At 72.8% G+C, this 24309-nt stretch carries 20 protein-coding genes; 11 read left to right on the top strand and 9 right to left on the bottom strand.

The window, feature by feature from the left end; translation table 11 throughout:
• Position 1: 1 nt before the first annotated feature.
• The gene (gene mtrA / locus AC3WLZ_RS04420) at positions 2-682 is read right to left on the bottom strand and encodes an MtrAB system response regulator MtrA (RefSeq protein ID WP_412923878.1); all 681 of its coding nucleotides are present in this window, start codon (positions 680-682) and stop codon (positions 2-4) included.
• A 161-nt stretch (positions 683-843) separates the two neighbouring features.
• Here mtrA and AC3WLZ_RS04415 point away from each other — a divergent pair, with 161 nt between their 5' ends.
• The 8 genes from AC3WLZ_RS04415 to AC3WLZ_RS04380 all read left to right on the top strand — a co-directional run bounded on the left by AC3WLZ_RS04415 (position 844) and on the right by AC3WLZ_RS04380 (position 11181).
• A complete protein-coding gene (locus AC3WLZ_RS04415; protein ID WP_492469216.1) occupies positions 844-2151 on the top strand; it encodes a DUF7847 domain-containing protein in 1308 nt (435 codons plus the stop codon).
• Positions 2148-2819, top strand: coding sequence for a DUF4129 domain-containing protein (locus AC3WLZ_RS04410; RefSeq protein ID WP_492469215.1), 672 nt, complete (start codon positions 2148-2150; stop codon positions 2817-2819). The genes AC3WLZ_RS04415 and AC3WLZ_RS04410 overlap by 4 nt, the downstream gene beginning before the upstream one ends.
• The gene (locus AC3WLZ_RS04405; protein WP_492469214.1) at positions 2816-3979 is read left to right on the top strand and encodes a DUF4350 domain-containing protein; all 1164 of its coding nucleotides are present in this window, start codon (positions 2816-2818) and stop codon (positions 3977-3979) included. The genes AC3WLZ_RS04410 and AC3WLZ_RS04405 overlap by 4 nt, the downstream gene beginning before the upstream one ends.
• A gap of 125 nt (positions 3980-4104) precedes the next feature.
• The gene (locus AC3WLZ_RS04400) at positions 4105-5034 is read left to right on the top strand and encodes an AAA family ATPase (RefSeq protein ID WP_412926106.1); all 930 of its coding nucleotides are present in this window, start codon (positions 4105-4107) and stop codon (positions 5032-5034) included.
• Complete coding sequence (locus tag AC3WLZ_RS04395; RefSeq protein WP_492469213.1) at positions 5034-6335, top strand: DUF58 domain-containing protein; 1302 nt, start codon at positions 5034-5036, stop codon at positions 6333-6335. Before AC3WLZ_RS04400 ends, AC3WLZ_RS04395 begins: the two co-directional genes overlap by 1 nt.
• Positions 6336-6557: 222 nt before the next feature.
• On the top strand, positions 6558-7580 hold the full coding sequence (locus AC3WLZ_RS04390; protein WP_412923873.1) for a 3-oxoacyl-ACP synthase III: 1023 nt from the start codon (positions 6558-6560) through the stop codon (positions 7578-7580).
• Positions 7577-10225 carry an alpha/beta fold hydrolase gene (locus AC3WLZ_RS04385; protein WP_492469212.1) on the top strand — a complete coding sequence of 883 codons (2649 nt, stop codon included), beginning with the start codon at positions 7577-7579 and terminating at the stop codon, positions 10223-10225. The genes AC3WLZ_RS04390 and AC3WLZ_RS04385 overlap by 4 nt, the downstream gene beginning before the upstream one ends.
• Positions 10222-11181, top strand: coding sequence for an NAD-dependent epimerase/dehydratase family protein (locus tag AC3WLZ_RS04380; protein ID WP_492469211.1), 960 nt, complete (start codon positions 10222-10224; stop codon positions 11179-11181). The genes AC3WLZ_RS04385 and AC3WLZ_RS04380 overlap by 4 nt, the downstream gene beginning before the upstream one ends.
• A 164-nt stretch (positions 11182-11345) precedes the next feature.
• Here AC3WLZ_RS04380 and katG read toward each other — a convergent pair whose 3' ends face one another.
• From katG to AC3WLZ_RS04365, 3 genes are all read right to left on the bottom strand, one after another.
• Complete coding sequence (katG, locus tag AC3WLZ_RS04375) at positions 11346-13604, bottom strand: catalase/peroxidase HPI (protein ID WP_492469210.1); 2259 nt, start codon at positions 13602-13604, stop codon at positions 11346-11348.
• Positions 13601-14062 (bottom strand): Fur family transcriptional regulator, encoded by a 462-nt coding sequence (locus AC3WLZ_RS04370; protein ID WP_412923869.1) that lies wholly within the window; start codon positions 14060-14062, stop codon positions 13601-13603. The genes katG and AC3WLZ_RS04370 overlap by 4 nt, the downstream gene beginning before the upstream one ends.
• A 70-nt stretch (positions 14063-14132) precedes the next feature.
• Positions 14133-15128 (bottom strand): stage II sporulation protein M, encoded by a 996-nt coding sequence (locus tag AC3WLZ_RS04365; RefSeq protein ID WP_492469208.1) that lies wholly within the window; start codon positions 15126-15128, stop codon positions 14133-14135.
• 16 nt (positions 15129-15144) lie between these two features.
• On the opposite strand from AC3WLZ_RS04365, the gene AC3WLZ_RS04360 reads away from it, so the two are divergent.
• Entirely contained in the window at positions 15145-15987 is an 843-nt protein-coding gene (locus AC3WLZ_RS04360; RefSeq protein ID WP_492469207.1) for an RDD family protein, read from the top strand.
• Positions 15988-16025: 38 nt separating this feature from the next.
• Here the strand turns inward: AC3WLZ_RS04360 and AC3WLZ_RS04355 are convergent, their stop codons facing one another.
• Positions 16026-16232: a DUF3499 family protein gene (locus tag AC3WLZ_RS04355; protein ID WP_412923866.1), complete on the bottom strand. Its 207-nt coding sequence runs from the start codon at positions 16230-16232 to the stop codon at positions 16026-16028.
• Between the two features lie 124 nt (positions 16233-16356).
• On the opposite strand from AC3WLZ_RS04355, the gene AC3WLZ_RS04350 reads away from it, so the two are divergent.
• The gene (locus AC3WLZ_RS04350; RefSeq protein ID WP_412923865.1) at positions 16357-16788 is read left to right on the top strand and encodes a hypothetical protein; all 432 of its coding nucleotides are present in this window, start codon (positions 16357-16359) and stop codon (positions 16786-16788) included.
• A 30-nt stretch (positions 16789-16818) separates the two neighbouring features.
• Here the strand turns inward: AC3WLZ_RS04350 and AC3WLZ_RS04345 are convergent, their stop codons facing one another.
• The 4 genes from AC3WLZ_RS04345 to manA all read right to left on the bottom strand — a co-directional run bounded on the left by AC3WLZ_RS04345 (position 16819) and on the right by manA (position 22760).
• Positions 16819-18216 (bottom strand): DUF5719 family protein, encoded by a 1398-nt coding sequence (locus AC3WLZ_RS04345; RefSeq protein ID WP_412923864.1) that lies wholly within the window; start codon positions 18214-18216, stop codon positions 16819-16821.
• Complete coding sequence (locus AC3WLZ_RS04340; RefSeq protein ID WP_492469206.1) at positions 18213-21050, bottom strand: glycosyltransferase; 2838 nt, start codon at positions 21048-21050, stop codon at positions 18213-18215. Before AC3WLZ_RS04340 ends, AC3WLZ_RS04345 begins: the two co-directional genes overlap by 4 nt.
• 91 nt (positions 21051-21141) lie before the next feature.
• Positions 21142-21465, bottom strand: coding sequence for a WhiB family transcriptional regulator (locus tag AC3WLZ_RS04335; protein WP_492470941.1), 324 nt, complete (start codon positions 21463-21465; stop codon positions 21142-21144).
• Positions 21466-21605: 140 nt separating this feature from the next.
• Complete coding sequence (gene manA / locus AC3WLZ_RS04330; protein ID WP_412923862.1) at positions 21606-22760, bottom strand: mannose-6-phosphate isomerase, class I; 1155 nt, start codon at positions 22758-22760, stop codon at positions 21606-21608.
• Between the two features lie 63 nt (positions 22761-22823).
• Here manA and AC3WLZ_RS04325 point away from each other — a divergent pair, with 63 nt between their 5' ends.
• On the top strand, positions 22824-24242 hold the full coding sequence (locus AC3WLZ_RS04325; protein WP_492469204.1) for an O-antigen ligase family protein: 1419 nt from the start codon (positions 22824-22826) through the stop codon (positions 24240-24242).
• Positions 24243-24309 lie beyond the last annotated feature (67 nt).

Genomic DNA, 24309 nt, shown 5'->3' with positions numbered 1-24309 from the left:
CTCAAGCCACCGCGCCGGCGCGATAGCCCACCCCGCGCACCGTGGTGACGATTCGGGGATTGTCGGGATCGGCCTCGATCTTGGCGCGCAGACGTTGGACGTGCACGTTCACCAGACGGGTGTCGGCCTTGTAGTGGTAGCCCCACACCTGTTCGAGAAGCATCTCGCGCGAGAAGACCTGCTGCGGCTTCTCGGCGAGGGCGACGAGGAGCTCGAACTCCAGCGGGGTCAGGGCGATGGGAGCGTCGCCGCGCCGCACCTCGTGAGCGGCGACGTCCACGACGAGGTCGCCGATGCGCAGGGTCTCGTCGATCGGAGCCTGCGCGGGACGCAGACGCGTGCGGATGCGCGCGACGAGCTCCTTCGGGTTGAACGGCTTGACGATGTAGTCGTCCGCCCCCGATTCCAGTCCCTTCACCACGTCGGCGGTGTCGGTGCGGGCGGTGAGCATGATGATCGGGACGCCGGACTCCGCCCGCACGCGCGTGCAGATCTCGATTCCGTCGACGCCCGGCAGCATCAAGTCGAGCAGGATCAGGTCGGGACGCTCGGTGCGCCATGCCTCGACCGCCTGGGCACCGTCGGCGCAGAACGCCGTCTCGAATCCCTCGGTGCGCAGCACGATGCCGATCATCTCGGCGAGCGCGGTGTCGTCGTCGACAACCAGGATCCGTGAAGTCATCGGGTGTGCGTCTTCCGTCTCGGCCCCATTCGGAAACGGGCAATGCGCCGCGGGCGGGGCGCATCACCCCGAGCGTAGTCGACGTGCGCGCGAAGAGGCTGAGCGTGTCGGGGGTGTGTGACACGATGAATCCACAGCCGACCGCCGAGGAGGCCACCATCGTGACCGCGTACCCCGCCTGGACGCCGGCTTCGCGCGCCGGGATCGTGCCTTTGCACCCCTACGGCTTCGGGACGATCCTCGGCCGCTCCTTCGTGGCACTGCGCCACAATCCGCGGGTGCTGCTGGGCTTCGCCCTCGTCGTCCAGACGGTCGCCTATCTGATTGTCAGCGCCGCGCTCGCCGCCGTCGCCGTCGCGAGCTTCTCGCGACTCGACACACTCGTGGAGGGCAGCGACGAGTTCGACGCCGTCCTGACCGGATCGATCGCCCTCACCGGCGTCGCAGCTCTCGTGCTCGGCGCCCTCGCCGGCACCCTGAGCGTGCTCGTGCAAGCGGTCGTGGTCTCCGAGGTCGCTTCCGCCGTCGTGGCCGAGAAGCCGACGCTGCGCGACGCGTGGCGCCGCGTTCGACCGGTCTTCCTTCCCCTCCTCGGGTACGCCCTCCTGACCCTGCTCGCCGCGACGGTGGTGATCGCGGTGCTGGGCGGGATCGCCGTCTTGGTCGGACTCGCGGTCCTTCCGCTCGGAATCGTGCTGGGGGTCCTCTTCGCGCTGGCGCTCGTCCCTCTGTACCTGTGGCTGGCGACGAAGCTGTTCCTCGTCCCCTCCGCCATGATCCTGGAGGGCGTGGGCATCCGCCGGGCCATCGTCCGATCCTGGGTGCTGACGCGTCGGCGCTTCTGGTCGACGTTCGGCGTGATCGTCATCATCTCGCTCGCGTTCGGGTTCGTCGCGCAGGTCATCTCGATCCCCCTGAGCCTTCTGTCCGGCGGGATCTCGGCCATCGTCGCGCCCACCGGTGCCGACGACCCGAGCGGTCTCGTCGCCTTCATCGTCATCCAGTTCGTCGGGCAGATCGGCATCCTGCTCGTGCAGTGCATCGCCGTCGTCGTCCAGTCGACGTCCGCGGTGCTGGTGTACGTCGACGCGCGGATGCGGGTGGAGGGTCTCGACCACGACCTCGCCACCTACGTGGAGGCGCGCGACGGGGGTGCAGCCGGGCTCATCGACCCGTACCGGATCGGGCTCGGTCGCGCGCCCCGGCCCGCGCCCGCGTGGAGGACGGCCCCGTTCCCCGCGTCGCCCGTACCCGGGGCCGCCGCGCCATCCTGGCCGGCACCGGCATCGGCCGTCCCGGGAGCCCCCGGCGCCGGAGCTCCCCACGGGTCGTGGCCCGCGCCGCCGCCACCCGTCCAGCCCTCCGGCGCACCGGCGCGGGCGCCCCGCCCGCCGCAGCCCCCCACCCCTCCTGCGCCGTCCGACCCGACCGCCTGGGCCGCTCCCGGCAGCCCTCCCCCGAGCCCGTGATCCTGGGCATCGGGTCGCGGTCGACGTTCGTGCCGCTGCTCCCGGACGCCGACCAGGCGCGGGAGTGGGCGGAGCGCGAACTCGCCGACCCTGTCTATCGCGCGGCCGAACCGACGGCCTTCGACCGTGCGGCGCGGGCCGTCCGCGACTTCATCGAGGGGCTGTTCACGGCTCCCCTCTCGGGCGATTGGGGCCCGTGGGCCTTCGTGGTTCTGGCCGTCCTCGTCGTCGCGGCGATCATCGTCGGCCTGCTGATCTGGGGGCGCCCCCGCACGCCTGCTCGAGGGCGACCACCCGCACGTGCCGTGTTCGACGAGGACGACGGGCGCTCCGCCGACGAGCTCCGCGCAGACGCCGCGACCGCAGCGGACCGCGCCGACTGGGACGAGGCGATCGTTCTGCGCTTCCGCGCGTTCGCTCGAGGACTCACCGAGCGCGGCATCGTCGATCCCCCGCCGGGTGCGACCGCGCGCGCCTTCGCCCGGTCCGCCGGCGAGACACTCCCGACTCTGGATGCCTCCGCTGCGCGGGGCGCCGCGGCGTTCGACGACGTCCGCTACCTCGGGCGCACCGGTACCGCCGCCGCCTACGACCTCGTCCGCCGACTCGATGACGACGCCGTGCGATCCCGCGTGGGGGCGCCGGGCGCCGGGGCGGTCGTCCCGTGACGTCCACGACCGCTCTGAAGACCCGCCGTCGGATCGGCGCGGGCTGGCTCGCCCTCGTCGCCGCGCTGGCGGTCGTCGGGCTGATCGGAACGACGCTGGTGTTCGGGGGATGGACTCCGCGCGACGCCCTCGACCCCGGCTCCCCCGCGCCCGAGGGCACGCGTGCGCTCGTCCGCGTCCTGGAGCAGCAGGGCATGCGTGTCGTCATCGCGCGCGATCGCGCCACCGCAGAGCGCGAACTCGCGGCCGCCCCCGCCACGCTCGTCCTGCGCGACGCTCCGATGCTCTCGGATGCCGGCCTGGCGCGGCTCGCGGCGGAAGCTCGCGACGTGGTGCTCATCGAGCCCCGCTCCCGGAGTCTCGACCTGCTGGTGAACGGTTCGTCGCTCGCCGATGTCGTCGAGGAGCGTCCGGTCGATCCGTCCTGCGACGTGCCCGCGGCCCGCGCGGCCGGACCCAGCCGCGTCGGCGAGCTCTACCGCCCCGGGGACGGGGTGACGGGCTGCTATCCCGCGGAGGGCGGGTTCGGCGTCCTCGTCCGGGAGAACGGCGAGGGCACGACGGCGGCGCTCGACGGCCTGTCGGTCCTGACCAATCGTGCTCTCCCCCTCGACGGCAACGCCGCTATCGCTCTCGGCCTCCTCGGCCGGTCCCCCACGCTCGTGTGGTACGTCCCGTCGCCCGCCGATGCCGACACCGGCACGGCCGTTCCCACCCTCGGCGACCTCACTCCCCCGTGGGTGACGCCGGCGATGGTGCTCCTGCTGGCGGCGGGGCTGACGGCGGCCGTCTGGCGCGGACGACGGTTCGGACCGCTCGTAGCCGAGCGGCTGCCCGTGACGGTGCGAGCGAGCGAGACGACGGAGGGCCGCGCCCGCCTCTACGCCGCCTCGGGCGACGCGGACCACGCGCTGAACGAACTGCGTCGCGCCGCGCGCCGCCGCCTCGTGCGCCTTCTGGGCCTCTCCGCGCGCACACCGGCGCAACAGGTGGCCGACGCCGTCGCGGAACGGCTCGGCGCCGACCGCGCGGTGGTACGAGGCATCCTGATCGACGACTCCCCCCGCACCGACCGCGAGCTCGTCGCGGCCAGCGACCGCCTGCGCGATCTCGAGACGAGCGTGCGTGCGACCCTCCGAACGGAAAGGACCCCCCGATGACCGACAGTCCTCTCGGCTCCCCCGCCTCCGACGATCTCCCGGCCGCCGCCGACGCCGTCGAGCCCTCGCCGAGCGCCTCGGTCGCTCCTCGCCGGGAGGTTCGCGACGCCGAACTGCGGCAGGCGATGCACCGCGTTCGCACCGAGGTCGGCAAAGCGGTCGTCGGCCAGGACGGCACGATCACGGGCCTCCTGATCGCGCTGCTCGCCCGCGGCCACGTTCTGCTGGAGGGTGTGCCGGGGGTCGCGAAGACGCTGCTCGTGCGCTCGTTCAGCCGCGCGCTCGGGCTGGACACGCGACGGGTGCAATTCACCCCCGACCTGATGCCCGGCGACGTCACGGGATCGCTGGTGTACGACGCCCGGTCCGGAGAGTTCGAGTTCCGCGCCGGCCCCGTCTTCACGCACGTGCTGCTGGCGGACGAGATCAACCGCACCCCGCCGAAGACGCAGGCCGCGCTCCTCGAGGCGATGGAGGAGCGTCAGGTCTCGTCCGACGGCGTGAGCCGGCCGCTCCCCGACCCGTTCCTCGTCGCCGCGACGCAGAACCCCGTCGAGCACGAGGGCACCTACACGCTGCCCGAAGCGCAACTCGACCGGTTCCTCCTCAAGCTGGTCGTCGATCTGCCCGGCCGCGACGCCGAGGTCGACGTTCTCCGTCGCCACGCCGACGGATTCGATCCCCGCCGTCTCGGGGAGGCGGGAGTGGATGCCGTCATCACGCCGTCCGAGATCCTCGCGGCGCAGCGCGCAGCGGCATCCGTCTCGGTGGCCGATGACGTGCTCGGGTACGTCGTCGATCTGGCCCGCGCGACGCGGCAGAGCCCGTCCGTGCTGCTCGGGGTGAGCCCGCGCGCCTCGACGGGCCTCCTCGCCGCCGCGAAGGCGTGGGCATGGCTCGGCGGATACCCCGCCATCACCCCCGACCACGTGCAGACGATGCTCGTGCCCGTGTGGCGCCACCGCATCCGACTTCGTCCCGAGGCGGAGATCGAGGGCGTGTCGGTGGATGCCGTTCTGACGTCGGTTCTGCAGCAGACCCGCGTCCCCCTCTGATGTACGTCACCGGCCGTCTGGCCCTGCTCGTCGCGGTCGGGGTCGTCCCCGTGATCCTGCTGACCACTGCCGGGGCATCGCCCTGGGCCGTGGTCGGCGGATGGGTGCTGCTGTGCGCCGGGCTTGCGGCGGCCGACGTCCTTCTCGCCGCGAACGCGCGGACCCTCGAGGTCTCCCGCGTGCTCCCCGAGCGTGCGCTGCGGGATCAGCCGGTCACCGGCGAGCTTCGCGTGCGCAACGGCGGCCGACGGATGCTGCGGGCACGCGTCCGCGATGCGTGGCAGCCGACCGCGGGCGCACCGCTCGAACGGCTGTCGCTCGTCGTGCCGCCCGGTGAACGTCGGGGCGCCGCGCTGTCGCTGCTCCCGCGACGCCGAGGAGAGCTGCGGAGCGAGTTCGTCGTCATCCGTTCCGAAGGGCCGCTGCGCCTGGCCGGACGACAGGCGACGATCCCGGCCCCGGCCCGCCTGCGCGTGCTTCCCCCGTTCACCTCGCGACGGCACCTGCCCTCGCGGCTCGCACGTCTGCGCGAGCTCGATGGAAACACCACCCTTCAGGTGCGCGGTGCCGGCACCGAGTTCGACAGTCTGCGCGAGTACGTTCGCGGCGACGACGTGCGTTCGATCGACTGGCGGGCGACCGCACGGGCAGGGACGACGATGCTGCGCACGTGGCGACCCGAACGCGATCGTCACGTCGTGATCCTCATCGACACCGGCCGCACGGCGGCCGCGCGGGTGGGCGACGGGGCGCGCCTGGATGCCGCGATGGAAGCGGCGCTCCTGCTGTCCGCGCTCGCGGCGCGCGCGGGCGATCATGTGCACCTGCTCATGTTCGACCGTGTCACGCGGGCCCGCGTCACGCGCGTCGACGGCGCGCAGCTCCTCCCCGCCCTCGTGGACGCGATGGCCCCCGTCGAGCCGCAGCTCATCGACACGGATTGGGATGCCGCTTTCGCCCAGGTCCGTGGTCTCACTCAGCGCCCGGCCCTCGTGGTGCTGCTGACCGCGGCGGACGATCCGGAGGCTGCCCGCGGGTTCCTGGCATCGCTGCCGGCCATCGCGGCACGCTCCCGCCTCCTCGTGGCGACGGCCACCGACGGACCGGGCGAGCCACCGGCGTGCGACGACGCAGCGGCCGTCTACGCCGCCGCGGCCGTCGAACGGGCCCGGTCCGACGCCGAACGTGTGCGCTCGGCGGTCGAGCGCGCGGGCGGCGATGCCGTCGCCGCGTCGGCCGACGACCTGCCGCCCCTCGTGGCAGACCGCTACCTCGCGCTCAAAGCCGCCGGGCGTCTGTAGGAGCGGCCGCCCGACCGCGGCGCGCACCGCACGTCGCGGCTGGCGGCGTCGAACCGCGGACCGGCCCCGCGGAGCGAGCCCCGAGGCGTTCCGTGAGTAGCACACAGCCGGCCATGCATCCGCTCGTATACATCGCGGCTTATCCTGGGGGGTACCCTTCCCGCCGCCGGCGCGTCCGTTCGCGCTGGGTTCGGCCGTCTACGCACAGGATGCGGAGCTCTCTTGCCAGGAAACGCCACAACCCGCTTCGACGACGTGGCCCTCGTGTCGGTGGCGAGCGTGCTGCCCAGTCGCGTGACCACCTCCGATGACATCGAGGAGCGACTCGCGCCCGCGCTCTCGCGTCTCCGCTTGAAGCCGGGACTCCTCCGACGCGTGGCCGGAGTGGTGGAGCGCCGCAACTGGGCGGAGGGCGAGTCGTCCGACGAGGCAACGATCGCCGCGGGCAAGCAGGCGCTCGCCGAAGCGGGAGTGGACCCGAGCGAGATCGGGCTCATCATCAACACCTCCGTCACGCGCAAGCACCTCGAGCCGTCGGTCGCGGTGCGGCTGCACCACGGCCTGGGTCTGCCGAGTTCGGCGATCAACTTCGACGTCGCCAACGCGTGCCTCGGCTTCATCAACGGCATGAGCCTCGCGGCGGGCATGATCCAGTCCGGCCAGGTCAAGTACGCTCTCATCGTCAACGGCGAGGATGCCGATGAGATCCAGGTCAACACGATCAATCGACTGGTGCGCGAAGACCTCGACCGCGACGCGTTCATGCAGGAATTCGCCTCGCTGACGCTGGGCTCCGGTGCGGCCGCCGCGGTGCTCGGCCGGGCGAGCGACCACCCGGAGGGGCACCGGATCGTCGGCGGCGTCACGCGCGCCGCGACGGAGTTCTACGACCTCTGCGTGGGGAGCGTCGACGGCATGTTCACGGACGCGAAAGCCCTGCTCAAGGGCGGTCTCGATCTCGTCGTCTCGGCGTGGAAAGAGGCGCGGGGCGAGTTCTCGTGGTCGGGCATGGACCGCTACGTCACCCATCAGGTCTCTTCGGTGCACACCTCGGCGATCGTCCGCGCCGCCAAGCTCGATCGGGCCAGGGTCCCGGTCACGTACCCGCACCTGGGGAACGTGGGCCCCGCGTCGATCCCGATCACCCTGGCCGCCGAGCAGAAGACCCTGCGTCGCGGCGATCGCGTGCTGCTGATGGGAGTGGGCTCCGGGCTGAACACCGGGATGCTGGAGCTGGCCTGGTGACGGTCACGGGCCTCTCCGCGACTCTCCCCCCGGTCGGCCTCCCGGGCCTCGACCCCTCCCTCTCCCGACTCGTCGAGGTCGACGGCGGCGGTGCGGATGCCGGAAACCGGCGCACGTGGCACGTGCTCGACACGGGTGCCGCGCTCGCGGAACGCGGCCTCACCCCGGTCGGCACGATCATCGCCGTGCACGGCAATCCGACGTGGTCCTACCTCTGGCGAGCGCTCGTGAACGCCTCCCTCGCGCGCGCCACGCCGAACGGCCCCGCGTGGCGCGTCGTCGCGATCGACCAGCTCGAGATGGGCTTCTCCGAGCGCACCGAGCTGCGGCGCACGCTCGCGCAGCGCATCACCGATCTCTCCGGCCTCGTCGACGCCCTCGGCATCCACGAGCCGATCGTGACGATCGGGCACGACTGGGGCGGACCCGTCTCGCTCGGGTGGGCCGTGCAGAACAGCGAACGGGTGGCCGCCGTCATCGCGTTGAACACCGCGGTGCACCATCCCGAGGACGCCCCGCTCCCCTTCCCGCTCCGTGTCGCCACGGCGCGCGGGGTGCTCGCGGCCGGGACCACCGGGACGACGGCATTCCTGGACACCACCCTCGCGCTCGCCGACCTCGACCCGGCGGTGCGCGCGGCGTTCCGCGCGCCGTATGCCACGGCCGCACGCCGACGCGGCGTCGGTGCGTTCGTCGCCGACATCCCCGCCACGGCGGCCGACGAGAGCACCCCAGCGTTGCGTGCGCTGGCCGAGGGTCTGCGCGACCTGGCGGTGCCCGCGCTTCTGCTCCGCGGACCGAAAGACCCGGTGTTCCTCGAGATGCACCTCGATGATCTCGTCGACCGGCTGCCGCACGCCGATGTCCACCGGTACGAGGGTGCCGGGCATCTGATGGCCGAGGAGCGCCCCTACGCCGACGCGGTGCTCGACTGGCTCGCTGAGCGGGTCGTCCCCGGCGCGGCCGCCCCCGCGCCCGCGCCCGTCGACGAGACCCCCGCGCCGGCTCCCCTGTGGGACGCGCTCACGGCCCGTCGCGACGACGACGATGTCGCGGTCATCGACATGGCCACGCGCCGCGGCGATGCCCCGCTGCGGGTGAGCTGGCGGCAGCTCGCCGCCCGCGTCGACGAGCTCGCCGCGGGACTCGATGTCCTCGGCGTCCGCGCGGGCGACCGCGTCTCGCTCCTGGTCCCCCCGGGGCCCACGCTCACGGCCGCGCTGTACGCGTGTCTGCGGATCGGCGCGGTCGTCGTCGTGGCGGACCGCGGGCTCGGCATCCGGGGGCTCTCCCGCGCCGTCCGAGGCGCCGTCCCCGACGTCGTAATCGGCGAGGTCGCCGGCCTCGCCGCCGCGCGGGCGCTCGGCTGGCCGGGACGCCGCCTGTCAGCCGCGGCACTGCCGGCTGCGGCGATGCGCGCGTTGGGCGTCGAGGCGACGCTCGCCGACGTGGCCCGCGCCGGCCGCGGGCGGACGCTGCCCGCGCCACCCACCGCCGACGCCGACGCGGCGATCCTGTTCACCTCCGGATCGACGGGACCGGCGAAGGGCGTCGTCTACACGCATCGCGAACTCTCGGGGCTGCGCGATGCCCTCGCCGAGCACTTCGCCGTGCGGCCCGACACGGGACTCGTGACCGGGTTCGCCCCGTTCGCCCTGTTGGGGCCGACGCTGGGGACGCGCTCGGCGACGCCCGACATGGACGTCTCGGCGCCGCGCACGCTCACCGCCACCGCCGTGGCCGCCGCCGTCCGTGCCTCGGACGCGGAGATCGTCTTCCTCTCCCCCGCCGCCGTCCGAAACGTCGTCGCCACCGCCGATGTGCTCACCGCCGATGACCGCGCGGCGCTCGCGCGGGTGCGCACGTTCCTGTCGACGGGCGCCCCGGTGGGCACGGCGCTTCTCCGGCGGGCGCAAGAGCTCATGCCGAACGCCACGGCGCACACCCCGTACGGCATGACCGAGTGCCTCCTGGTCGCCGACGTCACGCTCCCGGAGATCGAGGATGCCACCGCCTCCGGCGCTCACGGCGTCTGCGTGGGAACCCCCATCGGCCGCGGTCGCGTGCGTATCTCCGCCGTGGACGCCGAGGGACGCGCGACCGGCGCACCGACGACGGACGCGGGGATCACCGGCGAGGTCGTGATCAGCGCACCCCACCTCAAGCGCGGCTACTTCCGCCTCTTCCTCACGGACCGCGAGGCCACCCGCGACCTCGGCGATCTGCGCGGCCGGTGGCACCGGACGGGCGACGTCGGACACCTCGACGCCGCTGGTCGCCTGTGGATCGAGGGGCGTCTCCCCCACGTCATCACGACCGCCGAGGGGCCGGTCACGCCCGTCGGCATCGAGCAGGACGTCGAAGCCGTGCCCGGCGTCGTGCGCGCCGCCGCGGTCGGCGTCGGCCCCGTCGGCCGTCAGGTGGTCGTCGTCGTGATCGAACGCGACCCCGGCGTGCGGCGTGCGGGAGTGGCATCCGCGGGTCTCACCGAGGTCGTGCGGGGCGCGACGGATCAGAAGATCGCGGCCGTGCTCGCCGTGCCAACCCTTCCGACCGACATCCGGCACAACTCCAAGATCGACCGGACACGGCTCGCGGCCTGGGCCGCGCGCGTGCTCGCCGGCGAACGGCCGACGGCACCGTGAAGGTCCTGGCCACCGGCGCGTCCGGGTTCCTCGGGCGCGCGGTCGTGCGCGCGCTGCAGCAGAACGGGCACGACGTCCGCACCCTGCAGCGCCGCCCCTCGGGCGTTCCCGGCGCCGACGACCACCGGGGCTCGGTGACCGACCCGGATGCCACCTCCGCCGCCGTCGCCGGGGTCGACGCGGTGGTGCACCTGGCCGCGAAGGTGTCGCTCGCGGGCGATCCCGCCGAGTTCCACGCCGTCAACGTCGAGGGCACCCGGACACTTCTGGACGCGGCCGCCGCGGCCGGGGTGTCACGCGTCGTGCACGTCTCGTCGCCCTCGGTCGCCCACGCGGGACACGCCCTGGCCGGGGTGGGCGCCGAGCCCGCCGACCCGTCCGCCGCCCGCGGCGAGTACGCCCGGACCAAGGCCGAGGCCGAACTGCTCGCCCTGTCCCGGAGCGGCGACGCGACCTCGCTCGTCGCGATCCGGCCGCACCTCGTGTGGGGACCGGGCGACACGCAGCTCATTGCGCGCGTCGTCGACCGCGCACGTCGCGGGCGGCTGCCGCTGCTCAACGGCGGCACGGCCCTCATCGACTCCACGTACGTCGACAACGCCGCGAGCGGCATCGTCGCCGCCCTCCATCGCGTCGACGAGGTCAGCGGTCGCGTGTACGTCCTCACCAACGGCGAGCCGCGGCCCGTCGGCGACCTGCTCGCGGGGATCTGCCGCGCCTCGGGCGTGCGGCCTCCGCGGTTCAGCGTGCCCGCGGGGCTGGCCCGTACGGCCGGTGGGCTCGTGGAGCGGGCGTGGGCCGTGCGCCCGGGCAGCGACGAGCCGCCGATGACGCGCTTCCTCGCCGAGCAACTCTCCACCGCGCACTGGTTCGATCAGACCGACATCCGCCGCGACCTGCGCTGGACGCCCGCCGTCTCGATCGACGAGGGCCTGCGCCGCCTGTCCATCGCCTGACACCCGGCATCCGTCCCCCGGCCCCCGCCCCCTCCCCGATAAACGCGATTCCTCTCGAGACACGCGGTGTCGTCGCGTGTCTCGAGAGGTACGGCGTTTATCGGCAGTCAGACGGGACGCGGAAGGCCCGCCCCCAGCGGGGACGGGCCTTCCGGATGCGGGACTCAGACCAGGTCGAACCGGTCGAGCTCGGTGACCTTGCGCCACGCGGCGACGAAGTCGCGCACGAACTTCTCCTTCGCGTCGTCGGAGGCGTAGACCTCGGCGATCGCACGGAGTTCGGAGTTCGAGCCGAACACGAGGTCGACGCGGGTGCCGATGCCGACCTTCTCGCCCGAACCGTCCTTCGTCCCCTCGAACGCGTGCTTGCCGGCATCCAGCGGCTTCCACGTCGTGCCGAGGTCGAGGAGGTTCACGAACACGTCGTTGGTCAGCGCACCGGGGGTCGCGGTGAACACGCCCCAGTCCGAGCCGTCCCAGTTCGCGCCGATCGCACGGAGGCCACCGACGAGCACCGTCGTCTCCGGCGCGGTGAGCGTCAACAGGTTCGCCTTGTCGAGGAGCAGGTACTCGGCCGGGAGCCGTGTCTCGCGCGAGGCGTAGTTGCGGAAGCCGTCGGCCAGGGGCTCGAGCCAGCGGAAGGACTCCACGTCGGTCTGCTCCTGCGTCGCGTCGGTGCGGCCCGGGGTGAAGGGCACCTCGACCTCGACGCCGCCGGTGCGGGCGGCCTGCTCGACACCGGCGTTGCCGGCGAGCACGATCAGGTCGGCGATCGAGACCTTCTTGCCATCCGCCGCCTGCGCGTCGAACTCGGCCTTGATGCCCTCGAGGACCGAAAGCACGGATGCCAGCTGCTCGGGGTTGTTGACGGTCCAGCTCTTCTGCGGCTCGAGACGGATGCGCGCGCCGTTGACGCCGCCGCGCTTGTCGCTGCCGCGGAAGGTCGAGGCGGCGGCCCACGTCGTGGTGACGAGCTGCTGCACGGACAGACCGCTGTCGAGGATCCGCCGCTTCAGCGCCGCCGCGTCGGCCGCGTCGATGAGCGCGTGGTCGACGGCGGGCACGGGGTCCTGCCAGTCGAGGACCTCGGCCGGGACCTCGGAGCCGAGGTAGCGGGCGCGGGGGCCCATGTCGCGGTGGGTGAGCTTGAACCACGCGCGGGCGAAGGCATCCTGGAAGGCGGCCGGGTCCTCCGCGAACCGGCGCGAGATCTTCTCGTACGCCGGGTCGACGCGGAGCGCCAGGTCGCTGGTGAGCATGCGGGGCTCTCGGCGGCCTTCGGAGTGGGCGAGCGGAACCATGTCGGCGCCCCCACCGTTCTTCGGGCGCCACTGGTGAGCACCCGCGGGGCTCTGGAAGAGCTCCCACTCGTACGCGAAGAGGATGTGGAAGAACTCGTTGTCCCAGCGGGTCGGGTGGTAGGTCCAGGTGACCTCGAGACCGCTCGTGATGGTGTCGTCGCCCTTGCCGGTGCCGTGGCTGTTCTTCCACCCGAAGCCCTGGTCTTCGATGTCGGATGCCTCGGGGTTGGGGCCGACGTTGCTGTCGCTGGCGGCACCGTGGGTCTTGCCGAACGTGTGGCCACCGGCGATGAGCGCGACGGTCTCCTCGTCGTTCATGGCCATGCGGCCGAACGTCTCGCGGATGTCGTGTGCCGACAGCTGCGGATCGGGGTTGCCGTTGGGGCCCTCGGGGTTGACGTAGATGAGACCCATCTGCACGGCCGCGAGCGGCTTCTCGAGCTCGCGGTTGCCGGCGTAGCGCTCGTCGCCGAGCCACGTGGTCTCGGGGCCCCAGTACACGTCGTCGTCGGGCTCCCAGACGTCGGCGCGTCCACCGGCGAAGCCGAAGGTCGGGAAGCCCATGTCCTCGAGCGCGACGTTGCCGGCGAGGATCATGAGGTCGGCCCACGAGATCGACTGGCCGTACTTCTTCTTGATCGGCCACAGCAGACGGCGGGCCTTGTCGAGGTTGACGTTGTCGGGCCAGCTGTTCAGCGGCGCGAACCGCTGCATGCCGGCGCCGGCGCCGCCGCGGCCGTCGGTCACGCGGTACGTGCCCGCGCTGTGCCACGCCATGCGGATGATGAGTGGACCGTAGTGACCGAAGTCGGCGGGCCACCAGTCCTGCGATGTGGTGAGTGCCTGCTGGATGTCGGCCTTCACGGCGGCGAGGTCGAGCGCCTCGAAGGCGGCCGCGTAGTCGAAGCCCGCGTCGAGCGGATCGCGCTTCTCGTTGTTCTTCGCGAGGATCTTCACGTTCAGGCTGTCGGGCCACCACACGCGGTTGGCCGACCCGCGGGTCGGGTGGGGCAGGGCACCGGCCGGCTCGCTGTCGGCGGGGGCTTCGCCCACCGGCAGTCGGTTGTCGTCGGGGGCGGCACCGTCGTGGAAGACGGGGCACCCGTTCAGAGCGTCGCTCATCGGGATCCTCTCGGTTTTTCGGCTTCGGACTTCGCTCGGCAATCGGGGCACACGCCCCAGAACGTCACCTCGGCGGTCTCGATGAGGAAACCGCTGCCTTCGGGCACGTGCAGGCACGGGGCTTCGCCGACGACGCAGTCCACGTCGTCGACCCGACCGCAGCCGGTGCACACGACGTGGTGGTGGTTGTCCCCGACGCGCAACTCGAACATGCCGGGGTGCCCGGCCGGCTCGATGCGTCGCGCCAACCCCGCGTCGGCGAGGTCGCCGAGCGCGTTGTACACCGACTGCATGCTGGTACCCGGGAGCGTGCCCCGGATGGTGTCGAAGACGTCGTCGGCGGTCGCGTGCGGGCGGGAACGCAAGGCCCCCAGCACCGCGATGCGGGTCGCGGTGACCCGCAGCCCCGCGCCGCGCAGGAGCGCGTCCGCAGTGGCATCCGTCCGATCGTCGAGCATGTCTCCACCCTACGTATTTTTGAGTTAATCAAAAATGACGCGCCGGGGAACGGCGAGAATCTCGGATGCCTCAGCCCGAGGTGAGCGTCGGAGTGCCGCCCTCGTACTCGGTGACGTCGCCCGTCTCCCCCGCCCGGAAGGCGCGCCGGCCGAGCACGAGCATGTACGCCAGGAAGACGCCGAGAGCCACCGCGCCGATCGCCACCTTGACCTGCCACGGCAGCATCGACGGCGTGACGAACCCCTCGACGAGCCCCGAGAGACCGAGGGCGAACACCAGCCCCACCGCCACCGTCGCCAGCGCGCGACCCTCCGCCGCGAGCGCCGCCGCGCGCGTGCGACGGCCCGGCGCCACCCACGCCCAGAAGATGTGCAACCCCGCGGCCCCGGCGACGAAGATCGCCGTGAGCTCGAGGAGCCCGTGCGGGAGGATGAACTGGAAGAACACGTCGGCGCGGTCGAACGCGATCATGATCGCCGCCGACGATCCCACCCCGACGGCGTTCTGCATCATCACCATCAGCGGCCAGAAGCCGGTAACGCCGAACAGCACGCACTGCGCCGCGATCCAGGCATTGTTCGTCCACACCGTGCCGGCGAAGATCGCGTTGGGGTTCTCGCGGTAGTACTGCACGAACTGTTCGTCGGCGTAGTTCTGCAGTTGGCTCCGCGAGCCCAGCGCCGCCACCGCCTGCGGGTCCGACGAGATCCACAGCGCGACGAGCGTCGCCACGACGAGGAAGGCGAGGGCGATGGCCATCGTCGTCCAGCGGACGCGATAGAGGGCGGCGGGAAGCTGCCGGAGGAAGAAGCGCGGCGCCTGGCGCAGCACGTTCTCGCGAACCCCGGTGAGCCGCAGCCGGGTGCGCGCGAGGAGGATCGAGACGTAGTCCCCCTGCGGCGTCCGCCCCGCCGAGGTCTTGATGTCGGCGAGGTCCGCCGAGGCGGCGCGATACCGGGTGACGAGTTCGTCGACCTCCGGCCCGGTCAGTCGCCGCGTCCGGCCCAGCTCATCCAGTCGCGCCCACTCCTGCCGCCGGGCAGCCGTGAGGGCGTCGAGGTCCATGTGGTCAACTGTACGCATGGCATCCCCCGCGGCATCCCCGACGGTCCCGACTCCCGCCACCGTGCGCGTGCACGCCGCGGAGGACGAGACGCTCACCGGAGAAGCCGTCGCGCTCGACATCCAGCCGCTCGGGTTCTTCCTGAGGGCGGTCGGATGCCTCATCGACATGGTCGCGGGCATCGTGCTGCTGATCGCGGGCGCGCTGTTGCTCACGGCGCTCGTCGCGAGCGGAACGATCCCCGACAGCACCCTGCGCATCGGGTTCGTCGCCCTCCTCGTGGTCGTGATGGTCGTGGTCCCCACCACCGTCGAGACGCTCTCGCGCGGGCGCAGCCTGGGCCGCTGGGCGGTCGGGGGTCGCATCGTGCGCGTCGACGGCGGGGCCGCCGGCTTCCGACAGGCGTTCATTCGCGCGCTCGTCGGTGTGCTGGAACTGTGGTTCACGATCGGCGGCATCGCGGCGATCGTCGGCATGTTCACCCCGCGGGCGCAGCGGCTGGGCGACCTGCTGGCGGGAACGGCATCCGAACGGACCCGCACCCGCCCCCTGCCGGCCGCCGCGCCGGGTATCCCGCCGGCGATGGAAGGGTGGGCGGCGGTCGCCGACGTGTCACGGCTCCCCGACCGTGTGGCGGCGCGGATGGCGCAATTCGTGCGCGGGGCCGACAGCCTCGAACCGGCCGCCCGCGCGCGCGTGGCCGCGGGTCTCGCGGATGCGGTGAGGCCCTACGTCGCGCCTCTTCCCGCCGTCGACCCCGAGACCTTGGTCCGCGCCGTGGCGGCCGTCCGACGCGAGCGCGAATACCGCGCCCTGCTTCTGGAGAACGAGCGCGCCGCCGCCCTCACCACCCCCGCGTGAGCGCGACGGCGTCAGGCGTGAGGCGCGGCGCGACAGCGTCAGGTGCGCAGCGTCTCGTGCCGCACGACAACCCAGCCGCGCGGAACCGAGAGGCGATCGGCGTGCAGGGCGCACAGATCGTGGGCGTGCGGATCTCCGGCCCGACCGAGCGGGCCGAGGGCGGCCATCTGGTCGCCGTAGTCGTACGTGAGGGTGCTCACCGCCTCGCGGGCGCAGGCCACCTTCGAGCAGAGTCTGTCGCGCATCGGGGGTCAGCCTAGGCCGACCCGGCGCGCGGCCGTCGACGCCGCGCCGCCGCGGACCGGGGCGGGTCGGCGCGCAGCCGGGCAGCGGACCGCTCGGCCGCCCCGACGAACGTAGGATGGGCGCATGCGTCGTCGAACCCGTGAGGCCCGGCCGGTCGCGCGCCCCTCGCGCCACGGCCGCCACGGTCGCGAGAACCGCAGCCCCGTCGTCCGGCCGCCGCTCCCGCCGCTGGACACGCGAATCGAGCGGTTCGACGTCGCGGTGAGTACCGCGGCCGAGTTCCTGCGCTCCGCGTGGAGCGACCTGCGCGAGGTGTCTTTCGAGATCGGCATCATGCCCCCCGCCGCGACCGGAGCGATTCCGCGCTGGCAGGTGCTGCGGGAGCAGAAGCGCATCATCCTCTACCGCGTACCGATCGAACGCCTCGGGCACCCGCACATCGACGACGACCTGCACCGTCGCATGATGATCGAAGCGGCCGTCTTCCGGGCGGCCGCGGAGTATCTCGACCGCGACCCATGGGATCTGGGCTCCGAGCGTTTCCGCTTCCTCTGAGCCCGTGTCGGGGCTCTGACGGCTACCGGCTCACGGCAGAACCGTGAGGGCTCCCGCGGCGGCGTCCGCCGGCCAGAGCGGATAACCGGCGAGCGCTCCCGGCGCCGAGTACGACATCGCGACGTGGACGGGTCGATCGGGCGCCAGCTCGTACACTCCGGCGGCCACGCTCGCCGCCGCGGACCCGCCCGCGGGCACCGACACGGTGAGCGGGTCGCCGCCCGCCAGCGGTGTCAGTGTCACGGAGGCGGCTCCCCCGGCGGCATCCGCGGAGATGACGAGCGATCCGCCCGCACCGGGGGCGACGGCCACGAGACCGGATGCCGGGAAGGCCGGGGCCGGGGCGTACCAGGCGAAGTCGGCGCCCTCGCCGAACCCCGTGGTCGACCACGCGCCGCCGACGATCGGCTGCGTCGCCTCGACGGAGACGGTGTAGGCGCCGGGCGCGAGTCCGGACAGGTCGAGCGAGGTGGGTGTCGCGGCGGGGAGGTCGATCGTCCGCGGCTCCTCGGCCGGGGTGTCACCGCCCACGGGCGTGATCGTGACCGTTGCCGACGCGTCCGTCCCGGGAGAGAGGAGCCGCAGGAGCGCACTGGTATCCCCTCCGCCGCTCGTGAGCACCTGCACGCCGGGGAGGACGAGTGACGTCGCTGCCTGGGCGAGGGGCGCGGCTTGATCGCTGCCGCCGGGCAGCAGCACGCGGGTGAGAGTGGCCTGCAGGGACGCTCGGACCGGTGCGCCGGTGGCGACGACACGCACGACCGGGCTCTCCTCACCGAGCAGCAGTCCCGCCAGAGGGATCACGCGCTGGCCGCGGGCGGGAACGACGATGTCCGCACCCGAGGGCGGCGACGACACGCCTTGCGCCCCATAGATCGACAGCTGCACCGTCGCCGCCACGTCGCCCGGGTTGCTGAGGATCACGAGATCGTTCGCTCCCGTCGTGCTGGCGCCGGCGACGAGCCACGACTCCGCGAGGGGCGGCCGGCAGGCGGAAGCGCTGAAGCCGATGAGGTCGCTCGAGGCGGCCGTGGCCGACCCGGCGGCGGCGTACGCGGTGGCCGTGCGGTCCGTCGGGGACGCGCGGAACGCCGTGGCATCCCCCGATCCGTCGCCGGTCGCTCCCGTCAGACGCGACGTCTCCGCCCCGGCCGAATCGGGACCGGCGACGATGTCCTGCGCGGCGGCGACGCTCAGCCCTCCGGCGGACTCGGCGGTGCGACCGAGAGCGAAGAGGGGACCGTCGCACGCCAGAACCGTGTCGGACGGGGCCGGCGTCACCTGCACGCGGACGGGATCGGCGACCCTGGTGGGCCACGGGGCGGCGATGCCGGCGACGGTTCCGACGACGACGGCCGCCGCGACGGCGCTCCCCGCGATGACGCGGGCACTGGTGGTGGCCCACCGGGCCACGCGACGGTCGCTCATCGAGAACCTCCCCGGACGATACCGACGGTGCGCGGGGTGCGGCGCGCGACGCGGCGCGACGCGGCCGTGGGAACGGCCAGGAGCAGGGCCACGGCGAGCACGCCGAGCGACCCCGCCGCCACGAGTTGCTGCAGACGCACCTGTTGAGCGCTGAGGGCGGCGCGAGGCTCCACGGCCGTCGTCACCCGCCACAGGTCGCCGCGCGCGGTCGCGCCCACGCCGTCGAGGGTGTCCCGTTGGTCGAGCGAGGTGGCCGCACTCAGGCGGGCTCCCCGGATGACGTCGTCCTCACCCGCGGGGCCGGGCTCGAGCAGGACGAAACCGATACCGCGGGCGGCGAGTGCGGCGACGGCATCCTGGGAGGACGGTGTCACCAGGTCCGCGGCCAACGAGGCCAGTTCCTGGTCGGCGGGGCGAGCCTCGGTGCGCGTGGCTTCGAGAGTGCTCTGCCCGGAGAGGGTCGAGCTTCCGCCCCAGACCACGTCGACGCGCAGTCCGTCGGCACGCGGATCGAGGACGATGGTCCCCACCGCTGTCGAGCCGCGCCCCTCCGCCGCCACGAACGCCGGAAGGGTCGAGACGGGGCCGTTGGTGAGCGCGGCGCGCGGCGTCTCGGGCGTCATCGCGGTTAATGACGGAGCGACCGCGACGATCAGCGCGACGAGCGCCAGCACGGCGCCGATCGGTCGCAGTGCACGCACGCGCTCGACGATGCCGGCGTCCAGGGCCGTGACCGCCGCCCCCACCACGCCGATCCACGCCAGGCTCAGGCCCAAACCGGGCCACAGCGCCACCGGCGTCGCGTGATCGAACGAGACCGCTATCCCGACCGCGGCGAACGCCGTCGCCAACCCGGTCGCGGCGATCAGCAGCAAGCCCGTCGCGGTGAGCCAACGGGGGGTCAGAACCGCGAGCAGCGCGAGCGCCGCCAGGGGGGCCACGAGCAGACCCACCCACCACACCGGGCCATCGGTCAGGGCCGCCCAGCCACCCGGGTCGGCGCTGGGGAACCCGGCCGCGACCAGAGCGCGCCCGAGCGGATCGGCGGTGGCTTCGTCTCCGGCGAACGGCACGCCCGGGTCGGCCAGGAGCCCCCACGCGTTGCCGAGCCTGACCTGCGTCCAGATCAGCGGGGCGAACACCACGATCGACGGCACGAGCAACCAGACGACCCGAGCGATCCCGCGCGGCGCGACGAGCGCCACCACGACGAGGGCGGCCGACCACAGCACCACGACCGCCGGCGCCAGCGAGGGCGCGCAGGCGAGCACGGCGACGAGAACGATGGATGCCGCTCCCGCGGGCGCCCACGATCGGTGCGCCACACTCGCCGCGAAGAACAGCCAGGGCAGCAGCAGATGAAGGAGCAGCGGTGCGGGACGTCCCTCGACGATCGCCGCCAGGAAGGTCGGGGCCAGTGCCCACGCGAACGCGGCGGTGATGCGGAGGAGGGAGGACTCGGTGACGCGGGTGGCGGCGAACCACCCACCCAGAACCGCCAGCGGCAGGGCGAGGATCCACAGCACGACGAGCGCGCGCGACGGCTCCGCCGGCGACAGCGAGCCGATCAGGGCCAGCAGGGCCGAGAACGGGTCCGCCGGACCGACGACGTCCAGCCCCAGCGGGCGCGCACCCCACGCGGCGTCCTGCCAGAGTTGCGCGACCGTCGCGCGCAACGGTTCGAGGCCGCCCCCACCGAGCACGGGCCACGCCAGGAGCGGGGCGAACAGCAGAGCGGAGACGGCGAGCGCCCCCAGGACGGCCCAGGCTCCGCCGCCGACGAAGAAGCGGAGTTCGGATCGCACCGGGGCGTCGCTCTCGACGGCGTCGCTCTCCCACCGCAGCCGCATCTCGGACCGCGACACGCGGAGGGCGGCGAGCCGTGACCATCCCACGGTCCGCACCGCCCGGATCCGGCGCCGCGCGCGGGCGACCGCGGCAACCCTGACCATGACGAGCAGGGTCGCCGCCAACTCGGGGATCACCTTGTGCGGGACCTTGCCGACCAAGTGGGCGATCGTGCGCCAGAGCGCGAGCGGCAGCAACGACAACCAGTGCAGAAGGACGGTCGCCGCGGGCGCGTATGCCAGGCGGCGGTGGAGCGCCGCGGTGCGCTCGGAGAACGCCCGGCGCCGGGCGAACTTGCGCCCGCGCGCCATCGCCGCGACACCGTCGCCCGCGACGGCGACTCGCGCGGCGGGCACGAGCGACACCCGGTCGGCCGCGAGCCGCGCCCGGACCGCGAGATCGAGGCCTTCGTCCGCGCCGCCGAGCGCCGGGTCGAGGCCGCCGAGCGCCCGCCACGATTCTCGGCGCACGAGCATGCCGCGCACGTCCGCACCGAGCACGTCGGCGTCTCCGTCGCGCTGGCCCTGGTCGAGCTCACCCGCGGCCAGTTCGACGGCGCGACCGTAGCGGGTCATGCTCACGCCGAGGGAGACGATCTCGGCCGGGTCGTCCCACGCCACGAGCTTGGGAGCGGCAAGCGCGAGTGACGACGACAGCTCCAGCGCCCCGGCCAGACGCAGGAGGGCGTCGGGGTCAGGCGCAGTGTCCTGGGCCAGGAGCCAGACGGCATCCCCCGTCAGACGGGGTGTGGCCAGGGCCGTCGCCGCGGCGAAGGACGTGCCCGCCGATGCCGTGATGACTCCCTCAGCGCCCGACTCCGCCGCGATGCGGGTCAGCGCGGGGTCGTTCCCGCACAGCACGATGGTGAGCGCGTCCACCGGACGCGTCTGAGCGGCCAGCGCATCGAGGGTGCGCGTGAGATGAGGGGCGGTGGGGATGCGCCCTTCGGGGCGGACCACGAGGACGGCGTGTACACGGGCGGGCATGGCGTGGTCAGCCTAGGCGGGGGGCTCGGTGATCGCGGACGCCGCGCCGATCCGCCCTGGATCCTCAGGAAAGGAAAACGGATGCCGTGTGTCAGGCGCGACGCTTGAGCTTGCGACGCTCGCGCTCGCTGAGGCCGCCCCAGATGCCGAAGCGCTCGTCGTTCTGCAGAGCGTACTCGAGGCATTCGGAGCGCACATCGCACGAGGTGCAGATGCGCTTGGCGTCACGGGTCGAGCCGCCCTTCTCGGGGAAGAAGGCCTCGGGATCGGTCTGCGCACACAGGGCATCGGTCTGCCAGGCGAGAGTGTTCTCTTCGGTGGCATCGATGTCACGCCGGACGCCGGGGACACCGAGGTCTACCGGATCGACGAACCAGTTGTCCGGGACACCGGACCGGTACTGCGATGTCGCCATCTCGTCCTCCCCCTCGTTCGATCCCAGACGCTGCCGCGTACGAGTAATTACACCCGTGTCATTCGGTTTGGTCAAGTCGCGGATCGTAAACCCTCAAGGGCGAGGTGAACCTTCACGACGGCGTCTCGGCGTGTCGCGCGTCATTTCCCCGGCATCGCGACGAACACCTCACCACCCGCGATTGCTACCGGAGACTCGTCCGGGGTGAGAACCGCGGCCCGTCCCGGCGCGAGAGCGACACGCGTTCCCGAAGCGCCGGTGACCACGGCCTCGCCGTCGACCGACAGGGCGATGGACACGCCGTCGAGGTCGACCGTTCCGGCACCGGTCACGTGCGCCAACGAGAAGTCGGGGATGCCGGGTGCGAACAGTTCGACCCCCTCGCCCGCGTCGCGCGCCGCGAGGACCGGCGGGGCCGCGGGCCGGAAGTCGACGAGGGTGAGCAGCTCCGCCACGTCGATGTGCTTGGGGGTCAGGCCACCGCGCAGCACGTTGTCGCTGGCGGCCATGATCTCCACCCCCAGGCCCCCGACGTAAGCGTGCAGCACCCCCGCCGGAACGAAGATCGCTTCACCGCGTCGCAGTTCGACGAGGTTCATCAGCAGCGCGACGACGATGCCCGGATCGGCGGGGTAGGCGGACGCCAGCGTGCGAGTCAGCTTTGACTCGGCGGCGAACTCGTCGGACTCCGCGGATGCCGCGGCCTCGATGATCTGCTCGACAAGGGCGACGTCCGCCTCCCCCAGCACCCACCCGATCGCCGCGCGCAGAGCGTCGGCGGGCTCCGTGGCATCCAGTCGCTCACGAAGGGCGCGGACCCCGTCGCTCTCGCCGAGCGTCGCGAGCAGCCGTCGAGTGGCGCCGAGATCGCGCAGTCCCGCCAGCGCGGTGAAGGTGTCGCTCAGCGCGACGATGACCTCGGGCTTGTGATTGTCGTCCTTGTAGTTGCGGTCCCCCGCTTCGCGCGGCACCCCGGCAGCTTCCTCCCGGGCGAAACCGGCGACGGCCTGATCCTTCGACGGATGCACCTGAATCGACAGCGGCGCCCCCGCCGCCAGGAGCTTCAAGAGATAGGGAAGCCGGGCGGGCACGCCCGCGGCGGCCGCGTGCTCGGACAGCCAGGCGTCGAGGGTCCGATCGGAGCCGTCGTGCACGAGCGCGGGCGACCCGGGGTGATCCCCGAACCACACCTCGGCCTCGGGAGCCCCGGAGGGCGTCCGGCCCTCGAGGCCGGCGATGAGCGTGGAGCTGCCCCACGCGTAGTCACGGGGAGTGTTCGAGATCTCGATCAGCACGGGCGTCAGCCTAGCGTCGCGACCCTCGGCTCCCGAGCGGACGGGCGGTAGCCTGAACTCACGATGGCGATGCACACCACCCACCCGGTCTCGGCGCTGCCGACCGCGCCGCCGCGCGAGACGACGGGGCATCTTCTGCTGCGCGCGTGGTGCGTCGTCGTCCTCGTCCTCGCGCTGGGCGGCGTCGGCGTCGTCCACGCCATCGGCCCCACCGCCGCCGGCATCGTGGCCCTCGCCTCCGCGGTCGTGTCGGGCGCGGTGTGGGCCTCGATCCGCCCTCCGGTGGCACTGCGACGCCTGCCCTTCCTCGCGTTCGGCTACGTCGCCTGGGCGGGTCTGTCGATCATCTGGAGTGCGTGGCCGGCGGCATCCCTCCTCACCTGGCTCCTCCTGGTCGTCACGACCCTCCAGGGCCTGTTCATCGGCGCCGTCCTGACGTGGCGCGACGTCGTGGGCGCCGTGGCATCCGCCGCCAAGTGGATCGTCGCGTCATCGCTGCTGTTCGAACTCGCCGTGGCGCTCTTCGTACGCGGGCCCCTCCTTCCCGGCTTCGTCATGGCGGAGAGCGACGCGGATCCGATCGCGCCGTGGTCCGCCGGCAACCTCTTCGACGGCGGCCCCCTCCGGGGCATCTTCGGAAACGCCGACCTGCTGGGTGCCGTGATGGTCGTCGCGATCATCGTCTTCGGCATCCGCTATGCCGCTCGAGCTCCGCGCCGTTCGCTGCTGTGGGGGTGGATCGCCGTCGCCGCTTTCCTGTTCTTCCGCGCCGGCTCCGTCACGGCCGTCGTCGCCGCGGCCTTCGTCGCCCTCGTGCTCGCGACCGTGCTGGTCATGCGCACGGCACGTCGACCCGGCGAGCGCACCCGGTGGTACGTGCTGTACGCCCTCATCGGCGTGGGCGGCGGTGCCGCGCTGTGGTTCGGGCGCGAGGGGATCTTCGGGCTCCTCGGGCGGGGTGCGGATCTGACGGGACGCGAAGGCGTCTGGGCTGATGTGCTCGCCCGCGCCGACCAGCATCCCTTCCTCGGCTGTGGCTTCTCGACTCCGTGGCTGGCTTCCGAACCCCTCATCGACGGATGGATCGTCGATCACGGACAGACGGTGGCGCAGGCGCACAGCATGTGGCTCGACGCCTACTTCCAGCTCGGGGGCGTGGGAGTCGTGCTGCTGGCGCTCGTGTTCCTCGCCTACGTGTGGCGGTCGTGGTTCTTCGCGATCGATCGTCCGCGGTGGGATCTGCGCGACGACCGCCCCTACTCCCCCTTGACTCTGCTGCCGACGCTGATCGGAGCACTCCTGGTCGTGCAGGGTCTCACCGACTCCGCTCCGCTGCTGCTGTGGGGCTGGCTGTTCGTGGTGCTCTTCGGAGCAAAGATCAAACAATCCCCTCTCGTGGGCGTGGGTCCCGCCGAGCAGAGCATCGCGATCGAGCGCGGTGAGTTTCACGCGGCGATCGTCGCGAACCGGCGTCGCCCCTGACCCGTGCCGCTGTCGCCGTCGAGACGGGCGCACGGCCACGGGTTGGACGCAGGTGGGCCAGCTATGA

Source organism: Microbacterium sp. FW305-3-2-15-F-LB2 (genome assembly GCF_058787255.1).
The sequence above is the reverse complement of the archived record's forward strand: the minus strand, read 5'-3'. Positions and strand labels throughout refer to the sequence as shown.

Coding starts and splice junctions, on each gene's coding strand:
- mtrA (WP_412923878.1), bottom strand. CDS start 682: ATGACTTCACGGATCCTGGTTGTCGACGACGACACCGCGCTCGCCGAG.
- AC3WLZ_RS04400 (WP_412926106.1), top strand. CDS start 4,105: ATGCACCGCGTTCGCACCGAGGTCGGCAAAGCGGTCGTCGGCCAGGAC.
- AC3WLZ_RS04395 (WP_492469213.1), top strand. CDS start 5,034: ATGTACGTCACCGGCCGTCTGGCCCTGCTCGTCGCGGTCGGGGTCGTC.
- katG (WP_492469210.1), bottom strand. CDS start 13,604: ATGAGCGACGCTCTGAACGGGTGCCCCGTCTTCCACGACGGTGCCGCC.
- AC3WLZ_RS04370 (WP_412923869.1), bottom strand. CDS start 14,062: ATGCTCGACGATCGGACGGATGCCACTGCGGACGCGCTCCTGCGCGGC.
- AC3WLZ_RS04365 (WP_492469208.1), bottom strand. CDS start 15,128: ATGGACCTCGACGCCCTCACGGCTGCCCGGCGGCAGGAGTGGGCGCGA.
- AC3WLZ_RS04360 (WP_492469207.1), top strand. CDS start 15,145: ATGGCATCCCCCGCGGCATCCCCGACGGTCCCGACTCCCGCCACCGTG.
- AC3WLZ_RS04355 (WP_412923866.1), bottom strand. CDS start 16,232: ATGCGCGACAGACTCTGCTCGAAGGTGGCCTGCGCCCGCGAGGCGGTG.
- AC3WLZ_RS04350 (WP_412923865.1), top strand. CDS start 16,357: ATGCGTCGTCGAACCCGTGAGGCCCGGCCGGTCGCGCGCCCCTCGCGC.
- AC3WLZ_RS04345 (WP_412923864.1), bottom strand. CDS start 18,216: ATGAGCGACCGTCGCGTGGCCCGGTGGGCCACCACCAGTGCCCGCGTC.
- AC3WLZ_RS04340 (WP_492469206.1), bottom strand. CDS start 21,050: ATGCCCGCCCGTGTACACGCCGTCCTCGTGGTCCGCCCCGAAGGGCGC.
- AC3WLZ_RS04335 (WP_492470941.1), bottom strand. CDS start 21,465: ATGGCGACATCGCAGTACCGGTCCGGTGTCCCGGACAACTGGTTCGTC.
- AC3WLZ_RS04325 (WP_492469204.1), top strand. CDS start 22,824: ATGGCGATGCACACCACCCACCCGGTCTCGGCGCTGCCGACCGCGCCG.